Source organism: Fulvimonas soli, from assembly GCF_003148905.1.
Classification (GTDB): domain Bacteria; phylum Pseudomonadota; class Gammaproteobacteria; order Xanthomonadales; family Rhodanobacteraceae; genus Fulvimonas; species Fulvimonas soli.
Map to the genome: position 1 here is coordinate 155,603 of NZ_QGHC01000008.1, position 11,673 is coordinate 167,275.

An 11,673-nucleotide genomic window follows, 5' to 3' on the forward strand; every position below is an offset into this window, starting at 1 on the left:
GCATGCGCGGCGAACGCGCGCATGCTGCGCGACGTGGCCACATTGGCGCCGGACTCGTGGCTGGCGATGAGCTTCCTGCTGCCGCTGTCGATGGCGGAAGCCGCCGTGCGTCCGGGACTGGAACTGGCGGAAAAGGGCGCGCGCGCCAGCGGCACGCCGTTCCTCAGCTATTGCACGCCAACGGAGATCCTGGCCGAGGCGCGCGCGGCCGGCCTTGCCGACGCATGGCACGTGTCCGCGGACGAACTTGCGGCGCGCTACTTCGCCAACCGGACCGACGGACTGCGGCCGCCGCGCAACGCCGAGGAGCTGCTTGTCGCGCGCGTCGGCTCCGGACGGGGCTAGGCGTGCCGCTGACCGCAGCGCCGTCGTGGCACCCGCCCGCAACCTCGCCATCCGCGAGACCCCGCGCCATGAAATCCCGGGTCCCGATGCCGGCGCTGCGGTTTCCGCTGCCCTGGCCGGGCGCGCGGCGCGCGCCCCGGGACGCTGAACCCAGCCTTGCCGCGACCGCTACGGCAGCCGCCGCGGATGCGCGGCGAAGAACGCCTGCAGGAACGCCTGCCGCGCGCTGCCGCGGTCGACCTCGGTGCGCGTGTCCACGGCGATGGTCTGGCGCAGCAGTCCGCCGTCCTGCTCGCGCACGGCCGGCCAGGCCGGCAGCTCCGGCCCGTTGGGGTCGCCGCGCCTGACGAACTGCGCCACGTAGCCGGCGAAGAGGCGCGACACCGCGCGGTCCTGCGGCGTCCACGCATACACCGCGTTGCCGTCGAGGTTGTCCAGCGCGTACTCGATCTCGCCGCTGTGCACCGCGCCCGCGTCGGGCCTCTCGCCCGGCTCCGGATGGCGCTTGGCCGGGCGCGGCTGCGCGTACCAGTAGAAGTACACCGGCGCGCCGCTGCGGCGGTGCAGGTCCATCCAGCGCCAGGTGCTGTGCGCGATGAACAGGTCGCCGGCCAGCGCCGTGGCCGAGCGCTTCACCTCCTCCTCGCTGCCGCCGGGATACAGCGCCAACGCCTGTGCCGCCTGCGCGCCGAACAGGCGCTGCAGCACCTCGCGGTAGCGCGCGGGCGTCGGCGGCTGGTCCTTCAGCAGCGCGGTGTAGTAGCCCTCCTGCGAGTTGGCGCCCAGCAGCAACGGCACGCGCGCCTGCGCGCCGCGCGCGAAGGTCCGCTCCGGCGGCTCGACCAGGAAGTCGCCGTCGACGTCCGGCTGCCACGCCGGATGGCCCTCGGCGTCGCTGGCGCGCAGCAGCGTCTCGGCGGGCAGCGCGCGCAGCCCGGCCAGCGTGGCGGCGCCGACGCGCCTGGCGAAGGCGGCGCCGCGGCGCTCGGCCTCGGCGAGCGGCAGCGGGGCGATCGGCGCGATCAGCGCGCCGCTCTCGCCGATGGCGCCGGCGATCAGCCCGCGCGTCTGCGGCGAGGCCATCAGCGCGCTCACCGAGATCGAGCCGGCCGACTCGCCGCCGATGGTGATGCGCGCCGGGTCGCCGCCGAAGCGCGCGATGTTGGCCTGCACCCAGCGCAGCGCCGCCGCCTGGTCGAGCAGGCCGTAGTTGCCGGCCGCGCGGCGCGGCGATTCGGCCGCCAGCTCCGGCAGGGCGAGGAAGCCGAACGCGCCCAGGCGGTAGTTCACCGTCACCGCGACGATGCCGCGCGCGGCCAGGTGCGCGCCGTCGTAGCGCGGCTCCGAGCCGTCGCCGCCGACGAAGCCGCCGCCGTAGAAGTACACCAGCACCGGCAGCTTCGCGTCCGCCGCGCGCGCCGGCGTCCACACGTTGAGGTAGAGGCAGTCCTCGCTCATGCCGTCGCTGCGGAACACCATGTCGCTGAACAGCGGCAGCTGCATGCAGCGCGGGCCGAAGCGCGTGGCCTGGCGCACGCCGGCCCACGCCGGCGCGGGCTGCGGCGGCTTCCAGCGCAGCGCGCCCAGCGGCGGCGCGGCGTAGGGAATGCCCTGGAACTCGCGCAGGGCCACGCCATCGACCTGCGCGGCCACGCCTTCCAGCGTGCCGCCCTGCACGTCCACGCGCGGCGCCGCCGCGGTGGCGGCCACGGCCGTGCCGGGACCGGCCGCCAGCCATGCCGCCACGGCCAGGGGGAAGGAACGGCGCATCGTCGCTTGCAGTCGCGGCAGCAGGGCCATGGGGTTCGCTCCGGCAAGGGCTCCGCGGGCAGACTAGACCATCGCCGCCGCGACGGCCATGGCGCGGCGGGGGCGGCGCCGAAAGGCGCATGGCCGGGCGGCGCGCCGTCGCCCGCCCTGCGATCCCGTTCCACACCCGCTTCATGGCGCAACGGCGTAGCATGCGGCGCCGGGGCCATGCCGCGCGTCGTCCCGGCATGGCGCACGCACCACCGTCAACCAGGGAGCAAGCCATGAACGCAGGTCTGCTGCATCATCTCGGCCGCAATTGGTGGGTGTTCGTCCTCTACGGCGTGATCGCCGTGCTGTTCGGCCTGTTCGCCATCGCCCGTCCCCTCGCCGCCGCCTTCGCGCTGGCCTGGGCCTGCGGCGTGATGGCGCTGGCCGAGACGCTGATCACCGTGTTCGCCCTGTTCGACCGCCGCGTCACCGTCTCCAAGGGCTGGCTGGTGCTGTATGCGCTGGTCTCGCTGGCGTTCGGCGTGCTGGCGGTGAGCAACCCGGTCGCCGTGGCCGGCGCGCTGCTGATGCTGCTGGCCGCGTGGCTGGTGGTCGGCGGCGTCTACCGCATCGTGTTCGCCATCCGCGTGCGCAAGGAGATCGAGGGCGAGTGGCTGATCGCGCTCAGCGGCGTGCTGGCGATCGTGCTCGGCGTGCTGTTCGTGCTCAGCCCGGTGGCCGGGCTGCTGGTCACCGCGCTGTGGATCGGCGTGGCGGCGCTGTTCTACGGCGTGCTGCAGATCGCGGCGGGCATCCGCCTGCACCGGCTGGCCGGCAGCGTCTGACCGCCATGCCCGCGCGGGCGGGCGGGTCGCCGCCCGCCTGCGCGGCGCGTCATGTCCTCGTCCGGCGCCACGTGCTAGGTTCGGGGCTCCCGCCGCGATCCCGGAGCCCACGCATGCCGTCCGTCCGTCCCTGGCTGATTGCCGTCTCCGCCCTCCTGCTCGCCGCCGCCGGCCTGCCGCTGCGCGCGCAGACGCTGCGCGTGATGAGCTTCAACGTGCGCGTGCCGGTGGCCGCCGACGGCCCCAACCGCTGGGAGGCGCGGCGCGACCTGCTGGTGCGCACCGTGCGCGAGCAGCGTCCGGACGTGATGGGCACGCAGGAGCTGCACCAGGAGCAGGGCGACTACATCGTCGCCAAGCTGCCGCAGTACGCCTGGTTCGGCATCGACCGCTTCGGCGGGCACAAGGACGAGCACATGGGCGTGTTCTACCGCAAGGACCGCCTGCGCGTGCTCGACTCGGGCAACTTCTGGCTGTCCGACACGCCGGACAAGCCCGCCAGCATCACCTGGGGCAACGTGTTCCCGCGCATGGTCACCTGGGCGCTGTTCGAGGACAAGGCGAACGGCCGTCGCTTCTACTACTACGACACGCACTTTCCCTACCGCGAGCAGGACGAGGACGCGCGCACCAAGTCCGCGCAGGAAATCCTCGCGCACCTGGCGAAGCTGCCGGCCGACGCGCCGTTCGTGCTCACCGGCGACCTCAACACCGGCCCCGACAGCCGCACCTACGCGCTGTTCGCGCAGCGGCTCAAGGACGCCCGCGCGATCGCGCCGCGCGTCGAGGGGCCGGAGAAGACCTTCCACAACTTCACCGGCACGCCGGACCAGCGCATCGACTTCATCTTCGTGCGCGGCTTCCGCGCCGAGCGCTACGCCACCGTCACCACGCAGCAGGACGGCCACTACCCGTCCGACCACTTCCCGGTGCTGGCCGAGCTGCGCTGGGCGGCGGCGGCCCGGCCGTAGCCGCCGGCGGGAGGCGCGCCCGGGCATGCGCCGGCCCGCTCCCGCAGCTTCGCGGCGCGGGCGCCTCACCCCTCGCGCGCGAGGCGACGCCAGGCGGCGGCCGCCCTGTTTCTTGGCCTCGTACATGGCGCGGTCGGCCTGCCGCAGCAGGTCGTGACGCGGCAACGGATACTTCGCCCGGCCCGGTCGGGCCGGCGCGGGAAAGGCCGCCTCAGCCGGCCGCCTTCTCCAGGCTCTTCTCCTTCCGCGGGGCCGCGCCGTCGCCCGCCGGGTAGTGGTACCAGGCCTCGTGGGGCGACGACCGCTTGCACGCATGGCACTGCGTCCTGGCCCAGAAGTGGCCGCAGCCGGGGCAGCAGCCCGCGGTCCAGAACGTGTTCCAGCAGGTGCCGCAGCCGGCGCCCGGCTCCGACGGCGTGCAGACCCAGCGCGCGTCGGCGCCGGGTTCCCAGCGGCACAGGGGGCAGTGGATGCGAGGTTGCGGGTCCATGCGGAGCCTCGGAAGGATGCGCCAGCCGCCGATCATAGGGCGGATGCGCCGCGCCCGGAACGCCGCGCGCGGCCGGCGGTCGGCCGACGCATCGCGCCTCCCGCGGCCATCCGGCGAGGCGCGACGCTAGGCAGCGCCCCTGCGGCCCAGGTGCCGGCTGGCCTCGCGCGCCTCGCGCAGGCGGCGCGCGTGCGCGGCCAGCAGGTCGCCGCGGGTGAGGATGCCGACCATCCGGCCGTCGCCGCCGACCACCACCAGCCGGCCGACGTCCGCCTCGACCATGTGGTCGGCCGCCTCGCGCAGGCTGTGGTCCTCGCGCACCACCAGCGGCGGGCGGCGCAGCAGCGCGCCCACGCCGGCCGCCTCGTCCGCGCCGGCGGCCAGCAGGTCGCGGCGGGTCACCACGCCGAGCAGCCGCCCGGCCTCGTCCAGCACCGGGAAGCCCTGGTGGCGGTTGGCGGGGTTCTCCTGCGCCAGCCAGGCCCGCACCTCGCCCAGGCGCTGCGCCGCGCGCAGGCTGACCACCGTGCGGCTGCACGCCTCGCCCACGCTGATGCGCTCCAGGTGGTCGGCCGCGTACTCGGCCGGCACCCGCACGCCGCGGCGCGCGATCTTCTCGGTCATGATGGTGTGGCGCATCATCAGGCCCGACACCAGGTAGGCCGCCGCGCAGGCGGCCAGCAGCGGCAGCAGGCCGTGCGGCTGCTGGGTGGTCTCGAAGGCGAACACCACCGAGGTGAGGAAGGCGCGCGAGGCGCCGGCGAACATCGCCGCCATGCAGGCCAGCGCCGCCACGTGCGGGTCCACCTGCAGCCACGGCGCCCAGCCCGCGCACGCCGCGCCGAGCACCCCGCCCAGCGCGCCGCCGACGGTGAACAGCGGCGCCAGCGTGCCGCCCGAGGTGCCGCTGCCCAGCGCCACCGACCACGACAGCAGCTTGAGCAGGCACAGCGCGGCCATCGAGCCCAGCGCCAGCTGCCCGCCGAGCACCGCGGCGATGTTGCCGTAGCCGACGCCGAGCGTGGCCGGCATCGCGTAGCCGACCGCGCCCACCGCCAGGCCGCCCAGCGCCGGCCACCACATCCAGTGGACCGGCAGCTTCTCGAAGGCGTCCTCGATCGCGTAGGTGAGCCGGGTGACGCCCACGCTGACCGCGCCGGTCAGCAGCCCCATGGCCGTATAGACGGCCAGGGCGAGCAGCGTCGGCGTGGCGACCGCGGGCATCGGGAACATCGGCTCGTTGCCTTCCAGCACGTAGCGCACGCCGGTGCCCAGCGCCGCCGCCAGCGCCACCGGGATCAGCGAGCGCGCGCGGCGCTCGAACAGCAGCAGCTCCAGCGCCAGCAGCACCGAGGAGACCGGCGCGGAGAACACCGCCGCCATGCCGGCCGCGGCGCCGGCCGCGAGCAGGACCTTGCGCTCGTCCGCGGTCACGTGCAGGGACTGCCCCAGCAGCGAGCCCAGTGCGCCGCCGGTGGCGATGATCGGGCCCTCCGCGCCGAACGGCCCGCCGGTGCCGATGGCGATCGCCGACGACACCGGCTTCAGCCAGGTCATGCGCGGCGGGATGCGGCTCTCGTTGAGCAGCACCTGCTCCATCGCCTCCGGGATGCCGTGGCCGCGGATCGCGCGCGAGCCCCAGCGCGCCATCGCGCCCACCACCAGGCCGCCGAGCGCCGGCACCACGATCACCCAGGCGCCCAGGTGGTGGCCCTCCGGGCTGCCGAAGGCCGTGCTCCAGCGCCCGTGGAACGCCAGGTTGGTCACCAGCCCGATCAGCGCGGTGAGCAGGCGCGCCACCAGCGCCACCAGCGCGCCCAGCGCCAGCGCCAGCGCGGCGATCCACACCACGCGCCAGGACAGCGGGCGGAACTGCCGCGGCATGTGCGCGGCGGCGAGCGCGGGGTCCAGCGAGGGCGCAAGCGGGAGCGCCGCACGCGAGTGCGGTTCGTTCGTCATGGCGGGAAACCTCGGAAAAGGCGGTCGGCCGGAAAGCCGGGCAAGGTTACGTGGATGCGCGGGCGATAGCTGGCTGGAAAATGAACGCCTGCCGCGCCGCCCGCGCGCTGGCGGCGGCCCATCCGCGCCGCCTGCCTAGGGCTGCGGCGCGTCCGGCGCGGTTCCCTGCGCCCCGCCCGGCGGCGCCCGCAGGCCCTGCCACCAGCGCAGCGCCCGCCGCAGCCACGCGCCCAGCGGGTCCGGGTTCCACACGAAGGTCGCCACGCTCTGCGCCGGCAGCAGGTACTCGAAGCCCGCCCGGTCCAGCCTGACCGAGATGCGGCGCGCCTCCGCGTGGCCGTTCACCGCCACCAGGATCACCGACCCGTCGGCGGGATCGAGGAAGGCCACGTTGTTGAGCTCCTTGTCGGTCTCGCTGGAGCCCACCCGCACGGCGCCGGGCGGGACGAAGCGGCTGAAGTGGGCGAAGGCGTAGTACTCGTCGTTGCGGCTCACCTCGCCGGTGCGCGAGTCGATGGTGACCAGGCCCTTGCACAGGTCGCAGCCGCCGAAGTGCGGGCCGTGCTGCTCGTCGAGCGCCAGGTTCCAGTACACCACGCCGCGCGCCCAGTGCCGGATGCCGGCGAGCAGCAGGTCGCGCGCGAACCACATCAGCTCGCCGTGCCGGGCGGACTCCCAGTCGCCGCCCGAGCACTCGGTGATGTAGACGTCCTTCCGGGGATGGACGCGATGGACGTCGCTCTGCACGGACGGCGTGCCGCGGTAGCAGTGCCAGGCCACGCCGTCGACGTAGCGCGCGGCGTCGGGGTCGGCCAGCACGTCCAGGGGCTGGTTCGGCTCGTCCCAGTTGTGGTCCCACTCGAGGATGAGCGTCCGGGGCGAGCGGCGCGCCAGCGCCGGGCCGAGATACTGCCCGATCAGGCGCGCCCGCGTGACGGCGGACATTTCCGTGCCCGGGTAGGTCACCGGCACGAAGTTCGGCTCGTTCTGCAGCGTCAGCGCGAAGATCGGGATGCCGTACCCGCGGTAGGCGTCGACGTACTTGACGAGGTAGTCCGCATACGCGCTCTCGTACTCCTCCAGCAGTTCGCCGCCGATCAGGTTGGCGCTGGTCTTCATCCACGCCGGCGGGCTCCACGACGACGCGACGATGCGCAGCTGCGGGTTGACCGACAGCGCCTCGCGCACCGCCGGGATGACGTCGCGCGTGTTCGGCGCGATGTTGAAATGCGCCAGCGCCGGATCGGTCTGCCCGGCGGGCAGGTCGTCCAGCGTGTACGGCTGCAGCGAGAAGTCCGACGCCCCGATGGTCAGGCGCAGCATGTTGAGGTGGAGGCCGGGCGGCGGGCCGAACAGCTCCTGCAGCAAGGCGCCGCGCTGCCGGTCGTCCAGCCGGTTGCGGAGCAGCCACGCCGACGAGTCGGTCAGCGCGGCGCCGAAGCCGACGATGGACTGGTAGGTCTGGTGGACGTCGACGACCACGTCGTCCGGCAGCGGCTCGCGCTCGGCCATCGGGACGTCGGGCTGCCGCGCCAGGCGCAGCCGGCGATCCGCCGTGCTCAGCCACAGCTGGACGGCGGGCAACGCCGGCCGCGGCGCCGGGGAAGCCCTGGATGCCGCCTCGGCGGACTGCCCGCGCCGCGCCACGTCCAGGGAGGCCAGGGCCAGGAAGGTGATCAGGGCGATGGAGGCCAGCGCCACCCATCCGGACACGCCCTTGCGCTCATCCATGGTGCGCGCGCGACCCTGCACGCACGTTGCAGCTCACTTGCGACCACCTCACGTCCATGGACCCCCTGGCTTTGGCATGGCAGGCCCGTGAAGAGTGCAGCGAAACGGAGCCGGCGTCGACCCGCACGGGCCGGGCGCGGCAAGGTCCGCCGCCGATCCGTGAACGGCATCAGGCGGGCGGCCCCCGGAACGGGCGGGATCAGGCCTTCCGCGCCAGCCGGTAGGCCGCCGTGGCCAATGCGCTCACGCCCTCGGCGGCGAACCCCGGCTGCTGCGCCAGGATCTCGCGGCGCGCCAGCGTCGCCACGTCCCAGTCGCGGCCGAACAGCGCGCGCACCTCGTCCTCCGGTACGGAAAACGGCGGGCCCGCCTTCTCGTGCTGCGGGTATTCCAGCGCGACCAGCAGGCCGCGGCAGCCGGCGGGGAGCCGCGCATACGGCTCGCGCGCATAGCGCCGGCGCAGCGGCGGCGGCAGCGCGATCAGCGCGGCGCGGTCGTACACCGCGGCGCAATCGGCCAGCGCCTCCGCGTCGAGGTCGAACACGTCGCCGCAGACCAGCTCGATGTCGCCGGCGCGGAAGTGGCGGCCGTGGCGCGACACGCGCTCCTCCGGCGCCAGCCCGTGCTCGGCGAAGAACTGCCGCACCGCCAGCGGCGACAGCTCCACGCCCAGCACGCGGTGCCCCTGCGCGGCCAGCCAGGCCAGGTCCAGCGACTTGCCCGCCAGCGGCACGAACACCCGGCTGCCGCGCGGCAATCCCAGCGCCGGCCAGAACTCGCGCAGCAGCGGCGTCACGCCGTCCTGGTGGAAGCCGATGCGCCCTTCGCGCCAGCGCCGGTGCCAGAACTCGGGGTCCAAGGCGGGTCTCCTGAGGGCGGGCGGAGGATGCCCGGATGCCGGACGACGCCGGGCCTAGAGCTTGTCCGCTCCCCTGCGCAGCCACAGGTCGACCAGTGCCTTCTCGTAGCGCAGGGAATCCTGGTCGATGGGCGAGCTGCTGCTGAGAAAGGCCGCGTCGCGCAGCGTGCGGTGCCCCGAACGCAGCACCTTGCCGTCGGCACCGTACAGGGTGAAGTCCAGGTCGATGCGCGGCGGATAGACGTCCCGGATGATGCGCACGTCGTCGAAGTCGGGGCCGCGCCAGCGTTCGTACTCGCCCGCCCGGTCCACGTCGGTCACCACGATGTCCAGCCGCTGGCCCGGCGCCAGAATGCGTGCGGCGCGCTGGGCGATGTAGACCCGGAGCGGTTCCAGGTAGGCGTCGGGCCGGATCACGTGCACCCCGGAGCTGCGCTTCGCCTCGGTGAAGTTCTGCGGGTCCCTGTAGCCGACGCTGACGTTGTCCGGCAGTGTCGTCGCGCTTGCGATCAGGCAGGCGAGGAACAGGCCGACGAGGCACAACGGGCGGAATGATGCGGGGCATCGCATGGCGGCTCTCCCGGAACGGACTGGGCGGACAGAGCTTAAGGACGTATCGCAAGGGCGATTTTGAAAGCCACTATACGTCCGTTCCGGGTAGAAGCGTTCCGCACAGGGGCGATGGAATCGCCCGGTCCTCCCGGACCGTCGAACGAAGCGGCCTCCGGAGCCGCTCTTTGACGCTACATCTGCTCCATCGGCAGCACGCGCCGGCGGGCGCGCTCGCGCAGCGAGCACTCGCGCAAGGTGTCGGCCATCGCCTCCAGGCCGGGGATGCCGAACAGATCGACCACCGGCATCTCCGCATCCGAGGAATGCAGCCGCACCCGGCAAAGCCCCAGCAGGCGCATGCCCAGCGGCTTGAGGATGTCGAAGTGGTCCACGCGGAACAGCTCCACGTTGTCCTGCGCCTTGGAGAACAGGCCGCGCTCGACCCGCACCCGCTGGGTGGTGATGGTGAAGGTCAGGCTCAGGCTGCGCAGCCAGAAGACGAGCCAGGCGATGCCGAGCGTGCAGACGGACAGCACGAGCTGACCGAAGCTGTAGACCGCCTTCGGATGGCCGGTGAACAGGGTCTGCTCCACGCTGGCCTCGTGCGCCGCGACGTAGGCATCGAGGTCCGTGCCGCAGTAGCGGCACTTGCGGGCCGCCGCCTGGATCAGCTCGGCGCAGGCCGGGCAACGCTTCATCGGGTCGTTCATGGCCTTGGTTCCCCTCGGCGTGTCGGATGCCGCAGGATGCGGGTTCCGGCCGAGGCAAATCAAGGATCGGAAAGTGCGCCTGCCCCCTCCGCAAGCAAACGAAAAGGCGGCATCGCTGCCGCCTTTTCGTCAACGTCCGGCGTGCATGGCCGCCCTCAGCCGCACTTGCTGTATCCGCAGTTGAGGCAGGTCTGGCAGCCGTCCATCAGCACCAGCGCCTGGGTGTTGCACTTGGCGCACAGGGTGGCGCCGGGCGGGAAGCCGCCGGCGCTGGCCTCGCCCTTGGCCGGCTCGGCGGCGGCCTCGGCCTTCCGGCCGCCGGCGGCCTGCTCGTAGGCGGCGCGCTTCTCGGCGATCAGCCGGCGGGTGGCCTCGTCCATCTCCGGGTCGTGGATCAGACCGATGTTCTTCATGTGCTGCTCGATCACCGCGCCGATCTCGGCGACGATGCTGGGCATGTAGACACCGCCGGCCTTGAAGTAGCCGCCGCGCGGGTCGAACACCGCCTTCATCTCCTCCACCAGGAAGGTGACGTCGCCGCCCTTGCGGAACACGGCGGAGATGATGCGGGTGAGCGCCACGATCCACTGGAAGTGGTCCATGTTCTTCGAGTTGATGAAGATCTCGAAGGGGCGGCGCTGCTCGTAGGGGGTGCCGGCGTTGAGCACGATGTCGTTGATGGTGACGTACAGCGCATGCTCGAACAGCGGCGACTTGATCTTGAAGGTGGAGCCGACGAGCTGCTCGGGGCGCTCCAGGCTCTCGTGCATCTGGATCACTTCCGCCTTGGGCGCCTCCTTCTTCTCGGCGCTGGGGGCGGCGGCCGGCGCGGCCTTGTCCTCGGGCTTGACCACTTCGTAGCCCTTGATCTTCTTCTCGATCTTGATCGCCATGGGATTGCTTCCTCGAAAACGTCTATATGGCGGCGCGCGCGGCGGAAAAAAACGTCCGGCCCGGCGCGTGGCCGGGCCGGACGCGGTGGGCGCTTACTTCTTCTTGCGGGCGGCCTTCTTGGCGGCGGGCTTGCGCGCCGCCTTGGCGGTCGCCCTTTTGGCAGTGGACCTCTTGGCCGCCTTGGCGGCCTTCTTCACGGCGGCCTTCTTGGCCGTCTTCTTGGGAGCGGCCTTCTTGGCGGCCGTCTTCTTGCTGCTGACCTTCTTCGCTGCCTTCTTGACCGCCTTCTTCGCGGCCTTCTTGGCAACCTTCTTCGCGGCGGCCTTCTTCACGGCCTTCTTCGCCGTCTTCTTGGCCGCGGCCTTCTTCACCGCCTTCTTCGCGGTCTTCTTGGCGGCGGCCTTCTTCGGAGCCGCCTTCTTGGCCGCCTTCTTCGCGGCCGGCTTCCTGGCGGCCTTCTTCGCCGCCTTCCTGGCCGGCGCGGGCGCGGCCGGCGTCGCCGCCGGAGCGGCCGGCGCCTCGGCGGCGACCGGGGCAGGACTGTCTTTCACTTCGACTTCGGTATCGATGGACATGC

12 protein-coding genes are annotated in these 11,673 nt (G+C 72.9%); 3 read left to right on the forward strand and 9 right to left on the reverse strand.

The features are described 5' to 3' along the window. The first annotated feature begins 21 nt into the window (after positions 1-21). Positions 22-345 carry a hypothetical protein gene (locus C7456_RS17355; RefSeq protein ID WP_211306321.1) on the forward strand — a complete coding sequence of 108 codons (324 nt, stop codon included), beginning with the start codon at positions 22-24 and terminating at the stop codon, positions 343-345. 168 nt (positions 346-513) lie between these two features. On the opposite strand, the gene C7456_RS11960 is transcribed toward C7456_RS17355, so the two are convergent. Next, positions 514-2,145, reverse strand: coding sequence for a carboxylesterase/lipase family protein (locus C7456_RS11960; RefSeq protein WP_245889854.1), 1,632 nt, complete (start codon positions 2,143-2,145; stop codon positions 514-516). A 233-nt stretch (positions 2,146-2,378) separates the two neighbouring features. On the opposite strand from C7456_RS11960, the gene C7456_RS11965 reads away from it, so the two are divergent. Continuing rightward, positions 2,379-2,930, forward strand: coding sequence for an HdeD family acid-resistance protein (locus tag C7456_RS11965; RefSeq protein ID WP_109723986.1), 552 nt, complete (start codon positions 2,379-2,381; stop codon positions 2,928-2,930). Between the two features lie 113 nt (positions 2,931-3,043). Then, entirely contained in the window at positions 3,044-3,901 is an 858-nt protein-coding gene (locus C7456_RS11970; RefSeq protein ID WP_211306319.1) for an endonuclease/exonuclease/phosphatase family protein, read from the forward strand. Between the two features lie 211 nt (positions 3,902-4,112). Here the strand turns inward: C7456_RS11970 and C7456_RS11975 are convergent, their stop codons facing one another. The 8 genes from C7456_RS11975 to C7456_RS12010 all read right to left on the reverse strand — a co-directional run bounded on the left by C7456_RS11975 (position 4,113) and on the right by C7456_RS12010 (position 11,671). Continuing rightward, complete coding sequence (locus tag C7456_RS11975; RefSeq protein WP_109724078.1) at positions 4,113-4,391, reverse strand: hypothetical protein; 279 nt, start codon at positions 4,389-4,391, stop codon at positions 4,113-4,115. A gap of 126 nt (positions 4,392-4,517) precedes the next feature. Then, positions 4,518-6,275 (reverse strand): chloride channel protein, encoded by a 1,758-nt coding sequence (locus tag C7456_RS11980; RefSeq protein ID WP_109724079.1) that lies wholly within the window; start codon positions 6,273-6,275, stop codon positions 4,518-4,520. A gap of 210 nt (positions 6,276-6,485) precedes the next feature. Continuing rightward, a complete protein-coding gene (locus C7456_RS11985; RefSeq protein WP_109723987.1) occupies positions 6,486-8,081 on the reverse strand; it encodes a glycoside hydrolase family 30 protein in 1,596 nt (531 codons plus the stop codon). Between the two features lie 199 nt (positions 8,082-8,280). Further along, a complete protein-coding gene (locus C7456_RS11990; protein WP_109723988.1) occupies positions 8,281-8,940 on the reverse strand; it encodes a thiopurine S-methyltransferase in 660 nt (219 codons plus the stop codon). A gap of 54 nt (positions 8,941-8,994) precedes the next feature. Continuing rightward, positions 8,995-9,483, reverse strand: a complete 489-nt coding sequence (locus C7456_RS11995) for a DUF3016 domain-containing protein (RefSeq protein WP_245889855.1) — start codon at positions 9,481-9,483, stop codon at positions 8,995-8,997. Between the two features lie 200 nt (positions 9,484-9,683). Then, the gene (locus tag C7456_RS12000) at positions 9,684-10,202 is read right to left on the reverse strand and encodes a PH domain-containing protein (RefSeq protein ID WP_109723990.1); all 519 of its coding nucleotides are present in this window, start codon (positions 10,200-10,202) and stop codon (positions 9,684-9,686) included. A gap of 155 nt (positions 10,203-10,357) precedes the next feature. Then, positions 10,358-11,095: a TSCPD domain-containing protein gene (locus C7456_RS12005; protein ID WP_109723991.1), complete on the reverse strand. Its 738-nt coding sequence runs from the start codon at positions 11,093-11,095 to the stop codon at positions 10,358-10,360. Between the two features lie 93 nt (positions 11,096-11,188). After that, positions 11,189-11,671 carry a hypothetical protein gene (locus C7456_RS12010; protein ID WP_109723992.1) on the reverse strand — a complete coding sequence of 161 codons (483 nt, stop codon included), beginning with the start codon at positions 11,669-11,671 and terminating at the stop codon, positions 11,189-11,191. Positions 11,672-11,673: the final 2 nt, after the last annotated feature.